The organism is Spirosoma rhododendri (assembly GCF_012849055.1).
In the GTDB taxonomy this organism is placed as follows: Bacteria; Bacteroidota; Bacteroidia; order Cytophagales; family Spirosomataceae; genus Spirosoma; species Spirosoma rhododendri.
In genome coordinates this window covers 318,856-340,395 of the sequence record NZ_CP051677.1, presented here as the reverse complement: position 1 = coordinate 340,395, position 21,540 = coordinate 318,856, and the positions used below count along the sequence as shown (strand labels likewise).

At 52.8% G+C, this 21,540-nt stretch carries 22 protein-coding genes and 1 pseudogene; 12 read left to right on the top strand and 11 right to left on the bottom strand.

Annotation, left to right across the window (positions count from 1 at the left end):
• Positions 1 to 23: 23 nt before the first annotated feature.
• Positions 24 to 812, bottom strand: a complete 789-nt coding sequence (locus tag HH216_RS01395; RefSeq protein ID WP_254448634.1) for a polysaccharide biosynthesis/export family protein — start codon at positions 810 to 812, stop codon at positions 24 to 26.
• Between the two features lie 480 nt (positions 813 to 1,292).
• On the opposite strand from HH216_RS01395, the gene HH216_RS01390 reads away from it, so the two are divergent.
• From HH216_RS01390 to HH216_RS01375, 5 genes are all read left to right on the top strand, one after another.
• Positions 1,293 to 2,342, top strand: coding sequence for a dipeptide epimerase (locus tag HH216_RS01390; RefSeq protein ID WP_169549164.1), 1,050 nt, complete (start codon positions 1,293 to 1,295; stop codon positions 2,340 to 2,342).
• Positions 2,339 to 3,037, top strand: coding sequence for an aminotransferase class I/II-fold pyridoxal phosphate-dependent enzyme (locus HH216_RS26525; protein ID WP_332871446.1), 699 nt, complete (start codon positions 2,339 to 2,341; stop codon positions 3,035 to 3,037). Before HH216_RS01390 ends, HH216_RS26525 begins: the two co-directional genes overlap by 4 nt.
• On the top strand, positions 3,028 to 3,423 hold the full coding sequence (locus HH216_RS26520) for a PLP-dependent aminotransferase family protein (RefSeq protein WP_332871445.1): 396 nt from the start codon (positions 3,028 to 3,030) through the stop codon (positions 3,421 to 3,423). The genes HH216_RS26525 and HH216_RS26520 overlap by 10 nt, the downstream gene beginning before the upstream one ends.
• Positions 3,424 to 3,522: 99 nt before the next feature.
• Entirely contained in the window at positions 3,523 to 3,951 is a 429-nt protein-coding gene (locus HH216_RS01380) for a hypothetical protein (protein WP_169549163.1), read from the top strand.
• A 69-nt stretch (positions 3,952 to 4,020) separates the two neighbouring features.
• Positions 4,021 to 4,476 (top strand): hypothetical protein, encoded by a 456-nt coding sequence (locus HH216_RS01375; protein ID WP_169549162.1) that lies wholly within the window; start codon positions 4,021 to 4,023, stop codon positions 4,474 to 4,476.
• Between the two features lie 82 nt (positions 4,477 to 4,558).
• Here HH216_RS01375 and HH216_RS01370 read toward each other — a convergent pair whose 3' ends face one another.
• From HH216_RS01370 to HH216_RS25665, 4 genes and pseudogenes are all read right to left on the bottom strand, one after another.
• A complete protein-coding gene (locus HH216_RS01370) occupies positions 4,559 to 5,398 on the bottom strand; it encodes a sugar phosphate isomerase/epimerase family protein (protein WP_169549161.1) in 840 nt (279 codons plus the stop codon).
• 107 nt (positions 5,399 to 5,505) lie between these two features.
• Positions 5,506 to 6,404: pseudogene (locus HH216_RS01365) on the bottom strand (2-oxoadipate dioxygenase/decarboxylase family protein).
• Between the two features lie 239 nt (positions 6,405 to 6,643).
• Positions 6,644 to 7,387 (bottom strand): acyl-[acyl-carrier-protein] thioesterase, encoded by a 744-nt coding sequence (locus tag HH216_RS01360; RefSeq protein ID WP_169549160.1) that lies wholly within the window; start codon positions 7,385 to 7,387, stop codon positions 6,644 to 6,646.
• Positions 7,388 to 7,957: 570 nt separating this feature from the next.
• Positions 7,958 to 8,287 (bottom strand): transposase, encoded by a 330-nt coding sequence (locus tag HH216_RS25665; RefSeq protein WP_254448802.1) that lies wholly within the window; start codon positions 8,285 to 8,287, stop codon positions 7,958 to 7,960.
• A gap of 357 nt (positions 8,288 to 8,644) precedes the next feature.
• Between HH216_RS25665 and HH216_RS01350 the strand changes: the two genes are divergently transcribed.
• On the top strand, positions 8,645 to 9,046 hold the full coding sequence (locus HH216_RS01350) for a hypothetical protein (RefSeq protein ID WP_254448632.1): 402 nt from the start codon (positions 8,645 to 8,647) through the stop codon (positions 9,044 to 9,046).
• Between the two features lie 74 nt (positions 9,047 to 9,120).
• On the opposite strand, the gene HH216_RS01345 is transcribed toward HH216_RS01350, so the two are convergent.
• Both HH216_RS01345 and HH216_RS01340 read right to left on the bottom strand, forming a co-directional pair.
• Positions 9,121 to 9,360, bottom strand: a complete 240-nt coding sequence (locus HH216_RS01345) for a hypothetical protein (protein ID WP_169549159.1) — start codon at positions 9,358 to 9,360, stop codon at positions 9,121 to 9,123.
• Positions 9,361 to 9,448: 88 nt separating this feature from the next.
• Complete coding sequence (locus HH216_RS01340) at positions 9,449 to 9,691, bottom strand: type B 50S ribosomal protein L31 (protein ID WP_169549158.1); 243 nt, start codon at positions 9,689 to 9,691, stop codon at positions 9,449 to 9,451.
• Positions 9,692 to 10,244: 553 nt separating this feature from the next.
• Here HH216_RS01340 and HH216_RS01335 point away from each other — a divergent pair.
• The 3 genes from HH216_RS01335 to HH216_RS01325 all read left to right on the top strand — a co-directional run bounded on the left by HH216_RS01335 (position 10,245) and on the right by HH216_RS01325 (position 14,843).
• Entirely contained in the window at positions 10,245 to 12,725 is a 2,481-nt protein-coding gene (locus tag HH216_RS01335; protein WP_169549157.1) for a ribonucleoside-diphosphate reductase subunit alpha, read from the top strand.
• Between the two features lie 93 nt (positions 12,726 to 12,818).
• Positions 12,819 to 14,183, top strand: coding sequence for an ATP-binding protein (locus HH216_RS01330; protein ID WP_169549156.1), 1,365 nt, complete (start codon positions 12,819 to 12,821; stop codon positions 14,181 to 14,183).
• 3 nt (positions 14,184 to 14,186) lie between these two features.
• The gene (locus tag HH216_RS01325; RefSeq protein ID WP_169549155.1) at positions 14,187 to 14,843 is read left to right on the top strand and encodes a hypothetical protein; all 657 of its coding nucleotides are present in this window, start codon (positions 14,187 to 14,189) and stop codon (positions 14,841 to 14,843) included.
• 307 nt (positions 14,844 to 15,150) lie between these two features.
• Here HH216_RS01325 and HH216_RS01320 read toward each other — a convergent pair whose 3' ends face one another.
• Entirely contained in the window at positions 15,151 to 15,459 is a 309-nt protein-coding gene (locus HH216_RS01320; RefSeq protein ID WP_169549154.1) for a hypothetical protein, read from the bottom strand.
• Positions 15,460 to 15,908: 449 nt separating this feature from the next.
• On the opposite strand from HH216_RS01320, the gene HH216_RS01315 reads away from it, so the two are divergent.
• The 3 genes from HH216_RS01315 to HH216_RS01305 all read left to right on the top strand — a co-directional run bounded on the left by HH216_RS01315 (position 15,909) and on the right by HH216_RS01305 (position 20,076).
• Positions 15,909 to 18,584, top strand: coding sequence for an ATP-binding protein (locus tag HH216_RS01315; RefSeq protein ID WP_169549153.1), 2,676 nt, complete (start codon positions 15,909 to 15,911; stop codon positions 18,582 to 18,584).
• Between the two features lie 32 nt (positions 18,585 to 18,616).
• A complete protein-coding gene (locus HH216_RS01310) occupies positions 18,617 to 19,018 on the top strand; it encodes a hypothetical protein (protein ID WP_169549152.1) in 402 nt (133 codons plus the stop codon).
• Between the two features lie 71 nt (positions 19,019 to 19,089).
• Complete coding sequence (locus tag HH216_RS01305; protein WP_169549151.1) at positions 19,090 to 20,076, top strand: transglutaminase-like domain-containing protein; 987 nt, start codon at positions 19,090 to 19,092, stop codon at positions 20,074 to 20,076.
• 11 nt (positions 20,077 to 20,087) lie between these two features.
• On the opposite strand, the gene HH216_RS01300 is transcribed toward HH216_RS01305, so the two are convergent.
• From HH216_RS01300 to HH216_RS01290, 3 genes are read right to left on the bottom strand one after another with little or no spacing between them, the layout of a single operon-like run.
• A complete protein-coding gene (locus HH216_RS01300; protein ID WP_169549150.1) occupies positions 20,088 to 20,546 on the bottom strand; it encodes a MarR family winged helix-turn-helix transcriptional regulator in 459 nt (152 codons plus the stop codon).
• Complete coding sequence (locus HH216_RS01295) at positions 20,539 to 20,979, bottom strand: EVE domain-containing protein (protein WP_169549149.1); 441 nt, start codon at positions 20,977 to 20,979, stop codon at positions 20,539 to 20,541. Before HH216_RS01295 ends, HH216_RS01300 begins: the two co-directional genes overlap by 8 nt.
• A complete protein-coding gene (locus tag HH216_RS01290) occupies positions 20,976 to 21,347 on the bottom strand; it encodes a VOC family protein (protein ID WP_169549148.1) in 372 nt (123 codons plus the stop codon). Before HH216_RS01290 ends, HH216_RS01295 begins: the two co-directional genes overlap by 4 nt.
• Positions 21,348 to 21,540 lie beyond the last annotated feature (193 nt).

Below are 21,540 nucleotides of genomic sequence, written 5' to 3'. Positions count from 1 at the left end.
AAAGGATGACTGGTTGTATTCGGCTAAAAACGGGAGACGAGGATGGCCACAAACGACAGGGCGCTGATGGCGATGGGGGCCAGCTGCATCGTCCGGTCGGCTGTTGCAGCCCGCACTTTGCTGGGCTCGACGTACACGACGTCGTTGGGGTGCAGGTAGTAGTAAGGCGAAGCAAACAGATCCCGGCGGGTCAGGTCGACGTGCCCAAATTTGCGCTGGCCGTTTTCCTCGCGAATGACCAGCACATCGGTCCGGCGGCCGTAGATCGTCACGTCACCGGCCAGGCTGAGCGCTTCCAGCAGCGTCATTTGCTCGTTGGGAACCGTAAACAGCGAGGGCCGACTTACTTCACCCATTACCGACACCCGGAAGGTGAGGTTGCGTACGTTTACGGTTGGCTCCTTCAAGTATTCGCGCAGGGGCTCCCGCACGCGTTCCCGAACCTGCGCCATCGTTAGTCCTTTCACCGACAGCTTGCCAATGACGGGCAACTCAACCGCCCCGTCCGGATCGACCATATAGCCGCTGACGGGTTGCAGGGGAGAGGTTGTCGTGGGAGTAACGGGCTGACTGGCGCGATCGGCAACGGCGAACGAGGTGTACGGATTGAAGAACGTCGACGCTTCCGGGTTCAGACTGCTGATCTGAATCGAAAGGATATCGCCCGCCTGCACGGTTGGTGTGTAGCGACTCAGCGTTGCCACCTGATCCGGCGACCCGGCACTTTTCTGGAAGTAAGACAGGTCTTTGGTTGATGCACAACCTGTTAGCAGCCCAATAGTGCCCAGTACCAGCCAGACACGAGATAGCATAGAAAATTGGCTCATACGAAGCGATTGATCAAGTTGGAAGAAAGCAGATGTGATGGATACGGATGAAAGCGACATGGAAACGTTGTGTGTAGCCCGGCCATTCATCAGATGAGGCAGAACGCCTTCTTGACAAAGATACTGAGCTTTATGTTTACGAAATGCTTCAAACGTTAATTTATAGTATAAATATACAGTCTCGGGAGAACCAATTTTTGTGCCATTGTTGGCACTGATGCATGTCATGAAATCTAACGTATGTACACTGATTAGCACTTATTTATATCGAATAAACATTGTTTTGAACTATACAGTACTCTTTGAAACGTTTACTAAAAATGAGTATACTTAAATTAATTTCTTGATGATGTTAACAGTAATCGCAAAGCAACTACTTAATAAAGTCGGTTGGCTACGGCTCGATTCTATGCCCGAGTTGCCCGGCCGGTGGTAACTTGCGGGTATATATCAGATGAAGTGGTTATGCACCTACACCTGCACCCGGTCGACCTGCGGCTGCGGCACACCTTTACCATTGCCCACGACAGTCGTGATGTGCAGCCGTCGCTGATCGTGTCCCTCAGCGACGGTCCCGGCGGGCCGGTCGGGCTGGGCGAAGCAACAGCAACCAAATACTACGGTGTCACTATAGCGTCGATGACGCAGGCGCTCGAAGCAATCCGGCCCATTATCGAAAGCCATGACCTGGCCGACCCCGCCCGCTTCTGGTCGCTGGTACAGCCATACCTGGCAAACAATCCATTTGCGCTTTGTGCCCTCGATCAGGCCGCCTGGGATCTGTGGGCCAAACGGCAGGGCAAGCCGCTCTACCAACTCTGGAACCTCGATCCCGCCCGCGCTCCGCTCACCAACTACACGATCGGTCTCGACACGCCGGAACGCATGGCCGATAAGCTGCGCGAATGGCCGTGGCCCCTCTATAAAATCAAGCTGGGTCGGCCCGACGAAGACCTCGAACTCGTGCGTACCCTGCGGAAGCAGGCTGATGCTATGTCTGGCCCAGCTGGCCCGGCCCGTTTTCGGGTCGATGCTAACTGCGGCTGGACGGCCGAACAAACGCTGGCCTTTGCGCCCGAGCTGGCTCGTTTGGGAGTTGAGTTTATCGAACAGCCCCTGCCTGCCAGCGACATCGACGGTGCGAAACGGGTGTTCGAGCGAAGCGAGCTGCCTATTATAGCCGACGAAAGCTGTATCGTGGAAAGCGATGTCGACCAATGTGCAGGTCTGTTTCACGGTGTTAATATCAAGCTTACCAAGTGTGGTGGACTGACCCCTGCCCGGCGCATGATTGATCGGGCGCGTGAACTGGGCCTGCGCGTGATGGTTGGCTGTATGACCGAGTCGAGCGTCGGGATTTCGGCCATTGCGCAACTGCTGCCCCTGCTCGACTACGCCGACCTCGACGGGGCTCTGCTCATCGCCAATGATCCGGCGACCGGCGTTACGTTTGCCAATGGGCGGGTACACTACGCCAGCGAAGCCGGTACGGGCGCACGACTTATCAACGCATGAATTCGATACTCACCATTGATCGGCTACCCGACCGACAGATTCGGTACAACGACCGCGACTACCTGTTTTTCAGCGGAACGGCTTACCTCGGTATGCAGCAACTCCCGGCGTTTCAGCAGCACGTTGCCGATGCGCTCCGGCAATACGGCACCGCGTTTGGCAGTTCGCGCAACGGAAATCTGCGATTAGGTATCTATGAGCAAGCCGAAGCACAACTGGCCGCGATGCTCGGCGCACCCGACCACCAGCCCGAAATGGCCCTGACGCTCTCGTCGGGGATGTTGGCCGGGCAGGTGATGGTCGACCGGCTGCGGCAGCAATCCACGCAGTTGCTGTACGCGCCGGGTGCGCATCCCGCGCTGTGGGACGGTCAGGCTACGCAGCTACCCAACCAGTCGTTTGCCGACTGGAGCCGCCAGATTGCCGAACAAATTCGGGCGATTCAAACGCCACAGCCCATCGCTATCCTGACCAATTCGCTGGATGCCGTCCGGTCGGAAGCGTACCCGTTCGACTGGGTTCACGACTTACCCGACGATCGGCTGATTACGCTGGTTGTCGACGATTCGCACGGGCTGGGCCTGCTGAACGACGGACGCAGTATCTGGCCGCAGTTACCCCGGCGTGATAACCTCCGGGTAGTGGTGACGGGGTCATTGGCGAAAGCGATGGGCCTGCCGGGGGCGTGGTGCTGAGCGATGCCGACACGATTGGTCAACTGCGGCAAACGGCTTATTTCGGTGCCTGTTCGCCCATGCCACCCGCTTATCTGGCCGCGTTCATGCAGACGGTTCCGCTGTACGCCCGGCAGTACCAGCAACTCCGGCAACGCGTCGACACCGCAGGGGCATTGTTACTGCCAACGGGCCTGTTTCAGCAGGCGGCTGCTTACCCTGTTTTCTACACCAGACACGACGATCTGTACGCGTTTCTGCTCGACCGAAACATCCTGATTTATTCCTTCGCCTACCCAACTCCCACCGACCGGCCCAACACGCGCATCGTTATCAGTGCTTTTCATGAAACTACTGACATACAGCAGCTTGCCGATGCTGTCCATGAGTACGCATATACCGTTTAATACAGAAATAGGATTAAAAAACGCCGGCGCGGGCTGGTCGTTTGAGCAATCGGAATGAATTTTGACAACAGTCGTTCAGCGCAAACCAACTAGACTGTAATGAAACGATTTCTTGCTTACCTGCCCCTGCTGGCGTTGATGGCCTGCGGAGGTGGGGCCGACCCCGAACCCGATATATCAGGTACCTACGAAATGACTGAATATGTCACGCCCGGTGCGGGTGGATCGGGTACCGTTACGTACACATTCCCGTACACCAATCCGCAAAATAATCTGGTTTATACCGGCAAGGTAAAAGTAGTCAAGAGCACAGAAAGCCGCCTTGGCATCGTCTACACCATCGGCGTTGAGGGCCGCACGTCCCTGACTGACTCGTTGACCCTGTCGATTCGTTCGGGCGGGGGGCAATTCCAGATGTACGACGGCAACACAAAAGTGGGAACAGTCGACGCAACCAGTTTCCTCTATGATAGCCGTACGCAGGTCGGCACGCAAACGCTCCAGTTCATCATTAAAGCAAAGAAATAAGCAAAGTTTCAGGCTTTCTGACACAGTGGCTCGTTCATCAGCGTATCTGAAGAAAATAGACACTGCGTTATGAAAAAAGCGTTTCCCTTCTTTGCCTTCATCGGCCTGATGCTGGCTTTTGCCGCCTGCTCTAAAAAAGACGACGTCGCACCCGCTATCGATTCCGCCACGCAGATAGCCGGTACGTACGTCATGAACAATTTTCGGTATGATTCGGCCAGTGTCAGCGTTTACAACTACACGTTGCCGGTGTCTTCCGGTAGTAATACCTTGTCAGGTACGATAGTAGCCCGGCGGGATTCCGCCAGCGTAGTTTACACGACTTACACGCTCAAACTGACGGGCTACCCCGACGATAACGAAACGATTGGGCAGCTTAAACTGCAAGGGACCGCTGCACCGTATGACCTCTACTACGGCACTACTAAAGTTGGTACCGCCGATGGAAGCAATTTTACGATTGATTTTTCGTACACCGATGGGGGAATAACGTACCGTCAGGTAATCAGCGGGAAAAAGCAGTAGGTCCAGACGAATCTCAGAAGGGAGCGCAATGAAATGAACGCACCGCTTTTCGGTTCGCCATCCTCCCTGATGGATGGGTGATCTACCGCAACCCCTCCAGATACGACACGCTGGCGGGTACCTGCTGCAACGCCCTCGACGATTCATCTTCGATAAAAAAGTGCTTCACGCCCGACTTGCGAGCCTGTTTCATAATGGCCGCGATACCCACGTCGCCCTGCCCCAGCGTCACGTTTGATTCGACGTCGGCATGGCCGGTATTGCTGTCGGGCGTGCCGGGTTTGCGGTCTTTGAGGTGCATGAGCAGAAACCGCTTCGGGTACTTTTGGAGCAGCGCGACGGGGTCGTAGCCGGGCTCTTTCACCCAGAACACGTCCATCTCGAAATTGACGAATTTCGGGTCCAGATTCTCGGCCATGTAGTCGAAGAACGTACCGTCTTTGTAGGTCTGAAACTCGTAGCCGTGGTTGTGGTAGCAGAACGTCAGGCCGTTTTCGGCCAGCAGGCTCCCCGCCGTGTTGAACACATCGATGGCTTTCTCGACATCGAACGCGGTAAACTGATCGCCGTAGTGCGGTATCCAGGTGCAGACGACGTACTTCGCCCCAACCGCTTTGGCTTCGTTCACGACTTTCGGGATGTTGGTGGCCAGATCCTCGAAACTAGCCCCCGTGCTGATGGCCTTCAGCCCGTTCTGATCGAGCAGTTGCCGGTAGGCCGGTAGTGATAGGCCGTACGTGCCCGCCGTTTCAATCTCCCGAAACCCCATCTGCCTGACCTTCGCCATTGTGCCCGGCACGTCTTTGGCAAACGCGTCGCGGAAGCTGTACAACTGCAAGCCAACCGGAGCGGCCTTCTGGGCAACCGTTGGCAGGCCCGGCAGCAGGGCGATGAGCAGGAGAAAACTACGTACGTGTTTCATCGGTAGTGAATGGTTATTACATGCCTGGATCGGGGAAATCAGAGTACCGCCGATGACAGAACAGCTTGACAACAGCAGACAAGTATAAATCGAAATCCGGTACGCTTCTACCGGTTCGTTTGCGTCGTGAAGGTGCTTTCAAAAATTTTATCGGCGTTGGCGGCTTCGAACCCGTCGCGTCGCTGCGCCCGGCCAATCTGATCGGCGGGCAGGTCGGCAAACTGGGGCAGTACGCGCCGTTCGGCAAATTCGACGTACGAACCGGCAATGCGGAAGGTCTGTCCATCGGCGAAGTCGGCGTTGGTCATCTGCGCTACCGTCGATGCCTGCCGCAACCCCCCGTCGGGACTGACTTTGATAACGCCCCCGCCGAGTTGAGCCGGATGCCCTGCTGCTCCAGAAAAGCGACGAACTCGTCGATCGTATTGTAGCCCGGCTTCAGGTTGTGCACGCTGATCGTGAAGTGATTCAGGTAGTACCGATTGTAAATGACCCAGGCGGCATACTCGCTTTCGGCCAGCAACGTCTGGTAATCGGTCAGCGTTGGCAACGGCCACAGCGACTGGTGCAGAAACCGGTCGACAGCCGCGCCGTCGTTTAGGTCGAGCGCATCGACCAGATCGCTTGTTACGGCATCGGTATACTTGTGAATGATTTGCTGCGCCTGTTCAGAGAGTTCATGAACGCGCAGTTCGCTGGCGAAGATGCGGGGCAGATTGCGCCCATCAGCGGGGGGCGCATACCAGTAAGCCGACAGCTTTTTCTCGGCAAAATTGTACGGGTCGCGCTTCTCGTAGCCGTAGTGCTGGAAAATCTTCTCGAACGACGCTAGTCCCAGGTTCGGCACACCCATCGTCCGAAAAGCTATGTGGTCGTTTTCAATCTCGTCGGGCGAGTTGATGATACTTTCGGTCAGCATCGCGTCGATGATGCGCTGCACGTCGGGAACGCGTTCGCTGTACCGGCGCATCAGGCCGTTTAGTACGGTGTCGAGGGTAAGGTTCATAAACGGTATCCAGTTTCGGTTTTCAGTTCTCGGTATACGGTTGGATCAACTGTAAATCAGTATCGGTAATTAGCAGCAACGCCGTAAACAGTAACTGTACTGAGCAGTTGTCCCCGGCAGCATCCTGCTGCCGGAGCCGACAGGCTAACGTGCTGAGATTATGCTAGCCGCTATCGCGGCTCCGACAGCAGGATGCTGCCGGGGACAGTATCATCAACACTATATACAGACTACCGCATTTATCGCCACGTACTCCGTGCCAGCAGCACATCCTTGCCCGATTCGGCCTGCTCAATGCGGTGGAGCAGCGCGTCGGGCGCTTCGATGGCCTGACTCATGCGAAGCCGGTCGTGCCAGTGACTTTCCGTACGGAAAACTAAATCAAGTTCGGCAATTTCCCGCGTTTGTAGCCGGTCGTCGCCCGCGTTTTCCAGCAGCCACTGCACATAAGCCACGTTGTTGACATGCTGATTCTGATCGATGCTGAACCAGCCGACTTCGACCTCGCCCGTTAGCGTATAGGGTAGTGCGTGCGCCAGGAAATCGGGCTTGGTCGCCAGTTTCGGCAGGGGTTCGACGGTGGTCGGCGGGGTAAGCTGCCGGATAAACGGGGGCAACGGAATCATGGTGCGGGCTTCCTTCGAAAACACCAGCCACGTGCTCGACGCATCGGCCAGCAGCGTGCCATCGTCGGCCAGCACCTGAAAATCGCGGTAGATGAAGTATTTCTCGACGCTCGTCGGGTAGGTTACGACCCGAATTTCCTGCCCGTAAGTAGGGTAGTGGTGCATCCGCAGCCGAAACCGCATCAGCATCCACCCGACACCGTGAGTTGCCAGATCGGCGATGCCGATACCGTAGTCGAGTGCATTGCGGTTTGCCGATTCCTGCATCATATTCATCAGCGCCGGGATGCTGAGCCGCCCGTTAGCGTCGCAGTCGTAGCCGCGCAGCACGTAGGTATCCGTCTGGATAAATGTCATGCAGCAAAGGTACGGCTGTGTACAAAAAAACGTCCCGGAAACGGCTGGCGTTTCCGGGACGTGTCAGTTGTTAAGGGCTTTCCATGTCATCTTGTTTCGTTACGAAACAAGATGTAGCTTTACCTGCTTACACCCACCATATAATGACGCGGAAACAAATCGGACAGCTGATATCCCTGCATCAATCAAGATTGCAACGAGTTATGGCTATTCTTAGAACGTGTTTTGAAATTATGTTTGGTTTGTGGCTGGCAAACGCTGCAACATAAGCTGAATGTTGGCTAAATAAAGCCAGCATACCGAAGAAGATGTGGTGTACTCATAGTCCTTCACCAACCGACGGAAAAAATTAGTCCACGCGATGGATCGTTCTACGACCCATCGTTTGGCGATGGGAACGAAGCCACGGACCGATTCGGGTCGGGAAGCTTTCTCAAATTTAATGCTCCAATCAGCTAACGCTTCTTTGAATACGCCATTGTAAGCCTGGTCGCCACAGATTACTTCTAATCGTTCACCGCATCGCCACAGCACATGGCTAATTAACTCGACTGCCGCCGATCCGTCGGCCTAGTTTGCTCCGTGTACCCCAACCACCCAAAGCCGCCCCTGGGCATCAACGACCCACTGCCGCTTGCGTCCATTAACGGCCTTGTGGACATCTAAGCCGCGTGCTTGGCTGCCCATTGGGGCTAGCTTAACCGATTGTGAATCAATGCAAAGTAACGAAGGGAATGCTTCCCGGCCAGCTCGGATTCGGTCGTCCTGATTCAAGGCGGCATTGAGTTTTTCGATGGTTCCGTCCAGTTTCCAGCGATGGAAGTAGTAGCAGATGCTCTGCCAGGGCAGGGACTCGAATGGCAGATTGCGCCATTGACAGCCCGTGCGGAGTTGCCACAGCAGAGCGTTGACAATAGGGCGGAAATCATGTTTTCGTTTGCGCTGAAGCGGTAAAAAAGGCGAACCGGGTCGCCGGAGCGATTGCCGCCCACTGAGAGTCAGTTAGTGGGCTCCACTGATGAGTCATTGTTTGTAAGCTTGGTCGCTACAAAGATGACCTGACTCTCAGATTTCAACTATTCCAAAACACGCTCTTAAAATTAATTACGAAGAACTTGAGCAGGACGACGTGCAATATGATTACTGGATAGACGAACTCAGGAAAGAAAAACAAATAATGGAGTGGCTCACCAACCAAACACCCGATGATTAGCCGAACAAAAGTCTCGGCTCGTTACGGTAAAAATCTATATAGCTATGATCACTGAAGCAAAAACCCTGTCTTACTTACTCGACCTGATTGGTCGTATGAAAACGGCTGACGAAATTGAACACATCGGTAAACTGAAAGAGGAGTTTTATCAACATGCTACTACTGATGAAGCCGTTCAGATTGGCGACGCTATCCGTGACCGGTCCAAAGAACTTATCGAAACGGCCCGGCGGGAGTCCGATGAGAGTTTAAGGATATTGACAGAAGCCGGAATAACGCTTGATACATCACAATGGCTAACGATAAAGCGGTATGCCGAACGATATGGTATCACCATGCAGGTCGTAACCAACTGGATTAGCCGTGGGATCATCCCCGCTGACTGTACGATGACAGTGCCGGAATTGAACGATCTGCGTCTGGTGAAAAATCAGGCCTATCGATGAGAAGCTGTCGTCCGTTAGTGACGCGATACGCTACGAATGAGTAAGTATTTTGGGCACTGAAATAGTGGCTGAGATCATAATGCCTCCCTACGCTCTTCAATGGCGGCATCGCTGAATGAACTCTTGTAGTCTTTCAACGCTTCCTGCGACTTTCGAAATGAAAAGTCGTCCAGCGTCAATCGCTTTGGGATAGGCTGTGCTACGCGTTTCTCGTTCAGAAACGTGACAATGACTTTCGTGTCGTTCTGAACCGATACGGTATCATCCAGGCGAATTTGCCCGTCCTGATACACTCCTTCAACGGATACCAGCATAGCGTTTATGTTTTGGTCAAATATAACAAAAAACACCCCCGACACGTCAGCCGTATCGGGGGTGTATGAATGCCTTGCGGGACGTTCCTTACTTGGTGCCGTAGCGCTTGCGGAACTTGTCGACGCGGCCAGCCGTGTCGAGCAGTACGTTCTTACCGGTGTAGAACGGGTGCGACTGCGAGCTCACTTCAAGCTTAACGAGTGGGTAGGTTTTGCCTTCAAACTCGATCGTGTCGCGGGTCTGAACGGTCGAACGCGTCAGGAACTTGTAATCGCTCGACAGGTCGTGGAATACCACCTCGCGGTAGTCCGGGTGAATGCCCTTTTTCATAATCTTAGTATCAGTTTCTTGTCATCTTCTCGGTTTCCGACCGAAAAGGACTGCAAAGATAATGGATTAGGATGGGTCAGTCAAATTCTTTTTGTCGTTCTTTTTCGGCTTGATAATCAAGTGACTACCACTGTCCCGTTCCCTAAATCGGGCAAAAAAAGCGTGCGAAATAGCTTGTTACTAATTACTCTTTTTTGCAACTTACCCCGGTCAGTTATGTTGGCTACCCGCCCGGCAGGTCATGAACGGCTCCGGGTGACCGGTCTGTAAAATCACCGATTTTTTTATTCCACTTTTTACGCGTCCCCCTCGAATTGTAAGTCGCTAAGGATTACGGCTTAACAATTTAGTAACGTATTTTCCTGATTGGATCTTTTCCAGATAAGGCACTATGAGCGAACCTTCAACCTTGGTTTTTCGTCCAATTGAAGGCAACTTTAACTCGCCATCCTGATTGTTTACACCCCGCGAAATTCGTGCTGGCTGTCTGAATAAAAACCTATTGATTATATAGTTTACTAATTAAAAATCAACGCTTTAACCCCAATCGATCATGTTTGTAGTCAAACGCGACGGTCTTCGGGAGTCGGTGAAATTCGACAAGATTACCGCCCGGATTGAAAAACTATGTTACGGCCTCGACCCGGCCTATGTTCAGCCCGTCGATGTCGCCATGAAGGTTGTCAGTGGCCTTTACGACGGCGTGAAAACGACCGAACTCGACAACCTGGCTGCTGAAACGGCCGCGTCGATGACTACCCGGCACCCCGACTACGCCATCCTGGCCGCCCGGATTGCTATTTCCAACCTGCACAAGGAAACCAACAAGTCGTTTTCGGGTACGATCAAAAAACTGTACCACTACGAAGATCCCAAGACGGGTGAAAATGCGTCGCTGATTTCGAAGGAAGTTTACGATGTCGTGCGGACCCACGCAGCACTGCTTGACTCGACCATCATCTACGATCGCGATTACGGCTACGATTATTTCGGCTACAAAACGCTGGAGAAGTCGTACCTGCTGAAAACCGAAGGGCGGATCGCCGAGCGGCCCCAGCACATGCTGATGCGCGTAGCGGTGGGCATCCACATGGACGATATCGACGCTGCCGTTGAAACCTACAATCTGCTGTCGGAAAAGTGGTTTACCCACGCTACACCGACGCTGTTCAACGCCGGTACGCCAAAGCCGCAGATGTCGAGCTGCTTCCTGCTGACGATGAAAGACGACAGCATCGATGGTATCTACGACACGCTGAAGCAGACCGCCAAAATCTCGCAGTCGGCGGGTGGTATTGGCCTGAGCATTCACAACGTCCGGGCAACGGGTACGTACATCAAAGGGACCAACGGTACCTCCAACGGTATCATCCCGATGCTGCGCGTATTCAACGACACCGCCCGGTACGTCGATCAGGGTGGTGGCAAGCGCAAAGGCTCGTTTGCGATCTATCTGGAGCCGTGGCACGCCGACGTGTTCGACTTCCTCGATATGAAGAAGAACTCGGGTAAGGAAGAAGCCCGCGCCCGCGACCTGTTCTACGCCCTCTGGACGCCCGACCTGTTTATGAAGCGGGTGGAAGACAACGATGTATGGTCGCTGTTTTGCCCCCACGAGTGCCCCGGCCTGTCGGATTGCTACGGCGATGAGTTCGAGGCCCTGTACACGCGCTACGAGCGTGAAGGCCGCGCCCGCCGGACGATAAAGGCGCAGGAACTGTGGTTCAAGATTCTGGAATCGCAGACCGAAACCGGCACGCCGTACATGCTATACAAAGACGCGGCCAACAAGAAGTCGAACCAGAAAAACCTCGGTACGATCAAGTCGTCGAACCTGTGCACCGAGATCATCGAATACACCGCCCCCGATGAGGTAGCGGTTTGTAACCTTGCGTCGATTGCGCTGCCCAAGTTCATCACGCGCGGTACCGATGGCGTCATGCGGTTCGATCATCAGAAGCTGTACGAGGTAACGAAAACCGCCACGCGCAACCTCAACAAAATTATCGATCTCAACTACTATCCGGTCGAGGAAGCCCGGCGGAGCAACATGCGTCACCGGCCGATTGGTCTGGGGGTGCAGGGGCTGGCCGACGCATTCATCATGCTGCGGATGCCATTTGAGTCGGACGAAGCGCGCCGGTTGAACGAAGATATTTTCGAGACGATTTACTTCGGTGCCATGACGTCGTCGATGGAGCAGGCGAAGGAGTCGGGCCCCTACGAAACCTGGAAGGGATCGCCCATTTCGCAGGGTATCTTCCAGTTTGATATGTGGGGCGTGAAACCCAAGTCGAACCGCTGGGATTGGGAAAGCCTGCGTAAAGACGTGATCGAGCACGGCGTTCGGAACTCGCTGCTGCTGGCTCCTATGCCTACCGCATCGACCTCGCAGATTCTGGGTAACAACGAGTGCTTCGAGCCATACACGAGTAACATCTACACCCGTCGCGTACTGTCGGGCGAGTTCGTTGTCGTGAACAAGCACCTGCTGCGCGATCTGGTAAAGCTGGGTCTGTGGAACGATACGATGAAGAACAACCTGATTCTGGCCAACGGCTCGGTACAGGCAATTCCGGGTATTCCGCAGAACATCAAAGACCTGTACAAAACGGTCTGGGAGATCAAGCAGAAGCACGTGATCGACATGGCTGCCGACCGGGGTGCTTACATCTGTCAGTCGCAGTCGCTGAACATTCACATTCAGGATTCTAACTTCGGCAAGCTGACGTCGATGCACTTCTACGCGTGGAAGGCGGGGCTGAAAACGGGTATGTACTACCTGCGCACGAAGGCCGCTACCGACGCCGTGAAGTTCACCGTCGTACAGCCGCAGGCCGAGCCGCAACTGGAGCCGGTGATGTCCGAGGCCGCACCCGTTGAAAAACCACTCGACTATGTGCAGTACGCCAAGGAGCACGCAACCAACGCCCAGCCGGCCCCCGTACCGATGGTCACCGACCTCGAACAACAATACGCAGCGATGACCTGCTCGCTCGACGACCCCGAAGGTTGCGAGATGTGCGGGAGTTAAGATTTTGAAATAGCAAAAAGAAACCCTCCGCTGGAGGGTTTCTTTTTGCTATTTCAAAATCTTAACTTTTACTTGCAATAAATTTTTCATAAAATGAAGCTAAAAAGTGTAACAATTAATGACTATCATCAATTTGCAAGGCTCAAACTTGATCTGACGTATCCTATAGGTCACAAAAAAGCGGGACAGCCTTTAGAAAAAATTTGTATAATAGGGCAAAGTGGAACGGGAAAAACAAGTTTACTATCGTTGATTAAAAATTTCATTAAGCAATTTCCATACATAGGCTTTCCATTGCATGATGCTGTTGATCTACCAGAAGGAGAGTATAAATTTTGTGGATCCGATAACTATAAAGATGAGGTAAAAGTTGTCATAAACCCTAAAAATTCGAAAGAAACGTTTCGCACTTTTAGCGTGCTATATAATGATAAACCGTTCATAACCACTAGTAGTCGAAGTTTCGAGGATATGTACAAGATAATGTACGACAAGAAAATTTCGAAAGCTACAAGTGATAGTAATTATAAGTTTATTTACTATCCTGCTGATGTGGCTACCATTGGTAAAAAAAGAACTAAGAAGGTTACTAAAAACTTAGAAAGCGTTGACTTTTCGGAAATAGATGCCTTTCAAATGTGGGCAAAAGTAAAAGAAAAGCTTACTCAATACAGAGAAGTTGAGATACAGAAGAATTTAGAAATATCCAAGGTAGCTCTAAGGGAAAGTGTAAGTATAGAAGAAATAAACAATGTGCAAAAAGAATTTTTAGAATGGCAAAGGGAGCATCCATCGCCAGTAAAAATACTTGCTGAAAAATATTTGAATAAGTTTTTAAATAAGTTCGGATTAGCAGTAAGGACATCTCTTGATTTCGAGCGTAAGGATGACATAGAAGGTATAAAGATAGAAACTCTTAACGGCGAGGAAGTCCCTAACCTTTTCTGGAGTACAGGGACGCAACAAGTAGTAATAACTACTATTCCCCTTTTTACTTTATCTCCCGTCAACAGTGTAATATTTTTTGATGAACCAGAAAGATCTCTTTATCCTGATGTGCAGACAGAAATTGTCGATTTTTACACCTCAATGGCTCCGTCGTGTCAATTTTTCTTTGCAACACACTCTCCTTTGGTAGCTTCATCGTTCGAACCTTGGGAAGTGATTGAGTTAAAATTCGATGCGGGTGAGGGTATAGTCTATCAAGAACAATACTTCGAAGGAGAGAGGCATGTTGATAACTATTTTGTAAATCCTCGTCTTCTGCCATATGAGGGCATACTCACGAAAATATTTGATCTAGACCAAGAAGCAAGTCCAGCGAGAATAAAATCTTTGATGCGTTTGGCTCAATTGGAAAAGCAACTTAAGATGACAGATCTTAGTCATGCGGATAAACAAAATAAATTAAATGAGTACAGGAAATTGGGGCAACTTTTGGGGAAGTTTGAAAATTGAAAGGTGAGAAGGATTGATAAATCAAAAATCCCATCAACAGATTATAAAAAATGGGAGAAAGAGTTGGAGAGTAAAAATAGAATACACCCTAAATATTCTGCAAATCACAGATTTTATTTAGATGTAATAATGAGTTTGTATAGTTGCCAAGATGGCTTGTGTGCATATACAGAAAGACGTATATGTGAGGTTAAAGACTATAAGGTTAGCTGTTGGAACCTGCATAAATTCACGGGTGGGAAGCCGAAACATTACGGAGAATTAGACCATTTCGACGCTAGCTTGAAGGTTGAGAAGGGGTGGCTTTGGAGTAATTTCTTCATGGTAGATGGTAGAGTCAATCGGTTAAAGTCGGAAAAGAGTATAGGAGATATTCTTAAACCAGACCTGTCTAGCTATGATCCATTCGAGATTTTTGAATATGATTTTGAGACTCACATGTACATAGCGAACACAAATAAGTTTGATGAAAAAAAGCAAGATGAGATTAATGAAATGATTTTTGAATTAGGGCTTAATTATGTTGTAGGGCCTAGATCGAGATACTTGAACGAAAAAGTACAATTGATAGAAGATTTTGGTATAGAGACTTGGGATACAATTAAGATCGATGAATATCCTACAGCATTCGCTTTCATCAGAGCAGAGCGTAGTAAATGATGAAAATAATACCATACCCATGCAACCACGTTTAGACCGCACTGCTTTTCACGCGGGGACACATATGGAAACTGAGTTATACCATATTCGTTGTCAACCGGCAACATACAATGACAGATTGCGGATGGCTGCTTACCTGAATAGTGTTGCATTCAATTACGATCAGTCGAATCCGCCACGCTTGGATAGAGAAATTTTTGCTACTCGGAGACACGAGCACCGAGATAATCGCGAGATGTGCGGTAGCTAGTTTGCTCGTACGTTGATATAAAAAGCGGGTTTCGTGATTGGCACGGAACCCGCTTTTTTATTGGGGCTGATTGGGCTGGTAAGAGAACTGGATAATCACCTGTTGCTCGTCGTCGGGGTCGATGGGGAGATCGAGGAGGGGCGGGTTGGTGAGTTCATCAATGTCGACGGTCGGGGTAGGTGCGCCCGGCTGCTGTACCGCATCGATGGCAAACTGTTTGGCAGTCTGATGAATCAGCGACAGCCGGGAGTGCATAGACGGCTGACCGGATAGCCCCGCAACCCGAACAACCTCGCTCATCCGGGTGCTGAACTGACCAAGAGGGACACTGATCGTGTGGTAGCGGGACTGTTCGGAATCGGTCATGCAAACCTAACCGGTCAATTAGCTGAACAGTTTATGGGCAACCGCTTGATAGATAAACGATATGGCGGAAAAAGTTTAATTAGATAGTAACACGCTGGCACGATATAGGTACAAAAATCATAACGCAGCCGTTAAGTCAACAGAGTAGCCGAAAACCAGTACTAGTACATTTGTAAATACTGGGATAGACCAAAACTGATAGATAGTTTAATACGTACTTATACAAAGTGATATAATGTAATCTGTGGTTACATTCTTGATAAGTAACTAGTAACTTGCCGAAAAGCAACCTGGTCGGAGATCCCGGCTAAGAACCGGGTTAACGAATGAACAAATTTTGCGGGGGGAATCGCATGGATTGGCCCGGTAGGTACTGCTTACCGACTGGAAGCTGGTATCGATACTGGTTAAGTATCGTGCTGCTGTTTGGGTGTGGTATGAGTCAGCTGATGGCAGCAGCTACACCAACCGCCCAGCGGGGCGTACTCGACCTGCGGGGTATTGACGTAGATCGGCGGAAAATAATTCTGGATGGTCAATGGAAGTGGTACTGGCACCAGCTCAGAACCCCCGGTCAGCCCGAATCGAGCTTCGAGTACATCGCATTTCCGAAGCTGTGGTCGGCTAGTGAGTGGCGTGGAAAACCGGTTTCAAGCCAGGGATACGCTACCTACGCGCTCACCGTATTGTTGCCACCGCACGAGGAGCGGATGGGGCTGGAGCTAGGAACTCAGTACACTGCTTACAAACTGTTTGTCAACGGGGAGGAAATTACGGAAGACGGACAACCGGGCACGACACCCGCCACGACCACTCCCTACTGGTCGACGCAGCTGGTTATGTTGCCGGAAGCCGATACGCTACAGATTCTGTTTCAGATTGCCAACTTCGACCACAGTAAAGGGGGGCCCAACGAAGCGCCACGGCTGGGTGGCGTAAACGCGCTTCGTGGTCAGCGATACACGGCGCTGGCACTCGACATTCTGCTGACCGGCTGTTTGTTTATGAGCGGTCTGTTCTTTCTGGGACTGTTCAGCTTCAACCGCTACGACCGGTCGATGCTTTATTTCGGGCTGTTCTGCCTGCTGTACAATTACCGCGTCATTGGCGTCGATACCTACGCGCTGCACGTATTATTCCCCAATATACCGTGGTTAGTCACGACCCGGCTGGAATACGGGTCGCTGTACTTATCCATAGCTGCCTTCGGCCTGTACACCCAGGCACTGTACCCCAAAGACACTCACAAGTGGTTTGTTCGAGCGGTGTACGGCTTGTGCCTGCTGTTTACCGCCACGCTGGCGCTGCCGTCACTGGTTTTCACCCGGTTCATGCCGTTCTTTCTGGTGCTGTCGGTGCTGTGTATCGCGTATGTGGTGTACGTGTACTGGCTGGCTGCCCGTCGGGCCCGGCCCGGTGCAACCTATTCACTGATGAGTACGGTCGTACTGATGGTTGTCTTTTCGATGCTGTTGGGCAATTACCTGCACGTGCTCAATGCCCCCCGGCTGCTGCTGACGGCGGGCTATATGACGTTCTTCTTTTTTCAGTCGCTGGTACTCTCGTATCGGTTCGGGTTCATCATCAACGAAGCAAGGCGCACGGAAAAGCAGTTTCTGGCCAATATGAGCCACGAAATTCGTACACCCCTCAACGCAATTCTGGGCTTTTCCAGCATGCTCGAAACAACCCCGCTTGATAAGGAGCAACAGGAAGCGGTGGGCTTCATCCGTTCGGCGGGGCGAAATCTGCTGACTATCGTCAACGATATTCTCGACATCTCGAAAATCGAAGCGGGCATGTTATCGCTGGAATTGATTCCATTCAGCCTGAGCGGGTTAGTCGATTCGCTGCGGACGATGATGAACCCGGTAGCGTGCGAAAAAGGATTGCAGCTGATCGTGGAAACCGACCCGATGCTGCCCAATGTCGTGCAGGGTGATCCTACCCGGCTGACGCAGATTCTGCTGAATCTGCTCAGCAACGCCATCAAGTTTACGAAGCAGGGACGTGTTACCGTGACGATGCAGCTGGCCAGCGAAACCGATGATACCATTCAGGTACGCATCGTGGTACAGGACACGGGCATCGGTATCGACAGTGATGCGCTGCAACACATCTTTGAACGCTTCCGCCAGGCCAGTGATTTTACCACGCGCTACTACGGTGGCACCGGGCTGGGGCTGAACATCGTCAGGTCGTTGATCGAGATGCAGGGAGGATGGATTAAAGCGGATAGTAAACCGGGTGAAGGGTCCCGTTTTACGCTGGAGATTCCGTACCAGAAAACCGATGAAAAAGTTGCCAGTGCCGACTGGAGCGAGGCTGTGCAACTGGCCGACGCTGAGCCACTAACGATTCTGATTGCCGAAGACAACATGATGAATCAGAAGCTGGCGGTACAGGTGTTGAAGCGCCTGGGCCATGTGGGGGTGGTTGCTGAAAACGGGCAACGGGCTATCGAGCTACTCCAGCAACAGCCGTTTGATCTGGTACTGATGGATATTCAAATGCCTGTACTGGATGGGTACACGACAACGCAGCACATCCGCTCGGTACTGCACAGCCAGGTGCCCATCATTGCGATGACGGCTCATGCGCTGGCCAGCGAACGGGAGCGCTGCCTACAGGCTGGTATGAACGACTTCCTGCCCAAACCGTTCCAGATCAATGAGCTTCAGCGAATTATTCGTAAATACGCTCCTTCATCGGTGCAATCTGCTCCGGTGATAACGCAACCGATGGCCATAGCGCATAATCAGCCAACCAATTTTTCATTTGACTACCTCGTACAGTCTCTGGATGACGACCTGCCATTTGCCATCGAACTACTCGACCTGTTTCTGATGCAGACACCCGGCGAAATCGATCAGATCCGGCAGGCGCTGGCGCAGGGCGACGTGAGTACGATAAAGTATGTTCTTCACGCGCAGAAAGGGCCTATTCAGACACTGGGGCTGACGAAGACAGTAGCTGAGAACAAGGCGATCGAAGCGATACTGACAAGCGATAAGCCCACCATCGATCAGGCTTTGGTTGAGCAGTACCTTTGCACGCTGGAGGCCGAACTGGCTGTAATTAAAACCAGTGTAGCCGAGAAGCGCAACCACATCGTAACCGAATAAAAGCGTAGGTTTGGGGCCACAACTCAACTTCTATGCGTTCGTTATCAACCCTCCTTATCCTGCTGGTAACCATCAGCTTCACTGTTGCCCAGACGCCGGACCCGGCGGTCGAAAAAGAAAAATTCGCGCTGCTCAACAACGGAGCAACGGTGGGTATGGTCATCAAATCGGTGATCAAAGCCGATACGAAACGGCTGAGCCTGACCGAACAACAGGTGCCCAAAGCCCGGCAAATCATCACCGATGCGACGGTCAAGTTCAACGAAGGCGTCAAGAAACTGAAAGCGTCGGGGATGAACCAAAAGAAGCTGCGGGTACTGGCCGTCGATGTCGAAACGGGTAAACTGCTGGCGTACAAAGCCATTCTGACACCCCAGCAATACAGCATCCTGCTGGCGCAGCACAAGAAAATGTACCCCGAAAGTAAGGTGTAAACAGCCCTCTTTTCGTGAACGTTGAACCGCCAACACTGAACGTATTCTAGCAAGCTGGTGGTTTACTACCTATGCAGTTGATTCGTATTGCCCGGTGTACCGTTTCGGTTCTGACTATCTGTTGCCTCCTGAGTAGCCTGCTGGCCCTACGCCCGGCCGTCGCCCCGCGCGAGCGGACGGTGGCGTTCACGTACAGGGCGCTGATTCCGTCGGAGCCGGGGCAAACCGATCTCTGGTTGCCCATTCCACACGACAGCCCATTTCAGCGCATCACCGGACTGACCATCAGTTCGCCCGTTCCGTACCGGATCGATACGGGTGCTTACGGGAACCGTGTGCTGCACGTGAACATCCCCGCGAAAGCTGATACGGGCCGTATGGTAACGGTTCGGTTTACGGCGCAGCGGCTGGAGCATAGTCAGCCCACGACGCCACAGCCCGGCCGTAAGACGCTCAGCGCGGCCGAGCGTACCCGGTGGTTGCAACCCGACCGGCTTGTACCCATCGACGGAAAGATAAAGCAGTGGGCGGACGAAGTAGTGACAAAGGCCAACGCCCGAACCGATCTGGAAAAGGCGCGGGCCATCTACAACCACGTCATCAGCACGGTACACTACGATAAGTCGGGAACGGGCTGGGGCCGGGGCGACATCTACTACGCCTGCGACGCCCGGCGCGGTAACTGCACCGACTTCCACGCTATTTTCATCGGCTACTGCCGGGCGGTGAACATCCCGGCCCGCTTCGCCATTGGTGTGTCGCTCCCCACCGACCGGCCGGAGGGGCAAATCAGCGGCTACCACTGCTGGGCTGAGTTTTACCTGAACGGCGTCGGCTGGGTACCAATCGACGCGTCGGAAGCGGCCAAGAACCCGGCGAAGCGCGATTACTTCTTCGGTACGCACGACGAGAACCGCATCGAATTCAGTGTCGGCCGCGATCTGCGGCTGTACCCGGAGCAGGCCGAGCCGCTCAACTTTTTCGTGTACCCCTACGCCGAAACGGCTGGGCAGCCAGTAACTGGCGTGAAAAGCGTGTTTGCATACCGGGCCTTGTAACCAGGTAACACTCAGCCGCCCGATGCCGCGAGCAACTGGCGCAGTAGCTGGTTGAAAACGGCCGAGTCTGGCTCAATGGCCTGGAAAAAGCCCGCGTCGACCTGCCCGACCAGCGCGTATGCCTCCCGAAGTACTGCTTCGCCCGTCTGGGTCAGCTGGAGTCGTTTCGCCCGGCCGTCCTGCGGATTGTCGGACCGGAGCAGAAATCCCTTGCTTTCCAGCGTCTGCAACACCTTCGAGGTCATCATCTTGTCGGTATTGGCATACGTGGCCAGCCGCTGCTGCGTGACGAGTTCGCCCTGCCGGTCGAGCCAGTACAGCCCGGCCATCAGTGAGAACTGCGTCAGCGTAATACCCACTCCGCGTAACCGCTGGTTCATCAGCAGATGCCACCGCATACTGACCTGCCAGAGCAGGTAACCGTTGTTTTCTTCGGGCTGATTGTAGGTAAAAATCGGAGAATCAGGCATGGCTGTGGTTGGTCATTGCTGAGCGAATCAGATCGAAATCGGCTTTTGGAATGGCGAAACAACCAAACCGGAACGAGTACCCCCAACTGGCTTTATTCTGAATAAAACTCAACTGCTCGATCAGCGGCTGAACAGGCGTTGCAGTAACGGATTCGTCGTACGTAACCCGGCGACGGAACGGTTGGAAGTCGTCGGTTACCGTTATCTGATACACCGGTTCGTCGGCCACCGTTCCGACGGCAATGAACTGCTGAAGCGGCTCCTTTTCCCCGAATGTTTGCTTGGGTGCATAAATCAGCACACCATCGCCGGGCTGCATCCGACGCAACGGGGCTTCTTTGCCGTGATTGGCCTGCACGATACCCTGCTCAATGCCGGAACGGGCATGGTCGCGTGCCGCCACCACGACCCAATACTGCGTTTCACAATTCATCGGTTCGGCGATTCCTGTATGGTGAGCCAGTAACCATCGGGGTCGGCGATGATAGCCGTATTCCCAAAGGGCGTAGCCTGCACACCGCGTATCAACGTAGCCTGTCCGTCAATGCGTTGCAGGAAATCGTCGAGGCTATCGACCGCGAACCAAAGCCCGACACCCCAGCCAAGCTGGTCGGTCTGGTTGAGGTCGACCAGTGGTTTGCGAATGGCGAAGGTCGCTCCTGACTGCGTAGCGAAAATGCAGGCGTCCGGTGGGGACTGCGGCACGGGCTGGAACCCTAGCGTGTCCCGGTAAAAGAGGGTAGATGCAGCCAGGTCGCTGACCTGTACTGAAACGAAGCCGAGTTGTGTTGGCGTTGTCATGGTTGATAATTTAGTAGTCGTGACTACTAATTAACCGACGTGCCGCCCGGTTAGTTTCGCAACGGTGAAAAAATAAGGCTGATCAATGTCGCCTGGCAGCCGGTGATCTTTTCGTTAAGTCGTCCGAAACGCCCTGACTGGTCGCCCGTATTTTGTTGGTGCCCGGCTATCTTTGGCCCGCCCGCAGTGGGCC

Coding starts and splice junctions, on each gene's coding strand:
- HH216_RS01330 (WP_169549156.1), top strand. CDS start 12,819: ATGAAGCTAAAAAGTGTAACAATTAATGACTATCATCAATTTGCAAGG.
- HH216_RS01295 (WP_169549149.1), bottom strand. CDS start 20,979: ATGAATTGTGAAACGCAGTATTGGGTCGTGGTGGCGGCACGCGACCAT.
- HH216_RS01315 (WP_169549153.1), top strand. CDS start 15,909: ATGGCAGCAGCTACACCAACCGCCCAGCGGGGCGTACTCGACCTGCGG.
- HH216_RS26525 (WP_332871446.1), top strand. CDS start 2,339: ATGAATTCGATACTCACCATTGATCGGCTACCCGACCGACAGATTCGG.
- HH216_RS01360 (WP_169549160.1), bottom strand. CDS start 7,387: ATGACATTTATCCAGACGGATACCTACGTGCTGCGCGGCTACGACTGC.
- HH216_RS01390 (WP_169549164.1), top strand. CDS start 1,293: ATGCACCTACACCTGCACCCGGTCGACCTGCGGCTGCGGCACACCTTT.
- HH216_RS01395 (WP_254448634.1), bottom strand. CDS start 812: ATGCTATCTCGTGTCTGGCTGGTACTGGGCACTATTGGGCTGCTAACA.
- HH216_RS01340 (WP_169549158.1), bottom strand. CDS start 9,691: ATGAAAAAGGGCATTCACCCGGACTACCGCGAGGTGGTATTCCACGAC.
- HH216_RS01310 (WP_169549152.1), top strand. CDS start 18,617: ATGCGTTCGTTATCAACCCTCCTTATCCTGCTGGTAACCATCAGCTTC.
- HH216_RS01300 (WP_169549150.1), bottom strand. CDS start 20,546: ATGCCTGATTCTCCGATTTTTACCTACAATCAGCCCGAAGAAAACAAC.
- HH216_RS01370 (WP_169549161.1), bottom strand. CDS start 5,398: ATGAAACACGTACGTAGTTTTCTCCTGCTCATCGCCCTGCTGCCGGGC.
- HH216_RS01305 (WP_169549151.1), top strand. CDS start 19,090: ATGCAGTTGATTCGTATTGCCCGGTGTACCGTTTCGGTTCTGACTATC.
- HH216_RS01350 (WP_254448632.1), top strand. CDS start 8,645: ATGATCACTGAAGCAAAAACCCTGTCTTACTTACTCGACCTGATTGGT.
- HH216_RS01335 (WP_169549157.1), top strand. CDS start 10,245: ATGTTTGTAGTCAAACGCGACGGTCTTCGGGAGTCGGTGAAATTCGAC.
- HH216_RS01380 (WP_169549163.1), top strand. CDS start 3,523: ATGAAACGATTTCTTGCTTACCTGCCCCTGCTGGCGTTGATGGCCTGC.
- HH216_RS01345 (WP_169549159.1), bottom strand. CDS start 9,360: ATGCTGGTATCCGTTGAAGGAGTGTATCAGGACGGGCAAATTCGCCTG.
- HH216_RS01375 (WP_169549162.1), top strand. CDS start 4,021: ATGAAAAAAGCGTTTCCCTTCTTTGCCTTCATCGGCCTGATGCTGGCT.
- HH216_RS01290 (WP_169549148.1), bottom strand. CDS start 21,347: ATGACAACGCCAACACAACTCGGCTTCGTTTCAGTACAGGTCAGCGAC.
- HH216_RS01320 (WP_169549154.1), bottom strand. CDS start 15,459: ATGACCGATTCCGAACAGTCCCGCTACCACACGATCAGTGTCCCTCTT.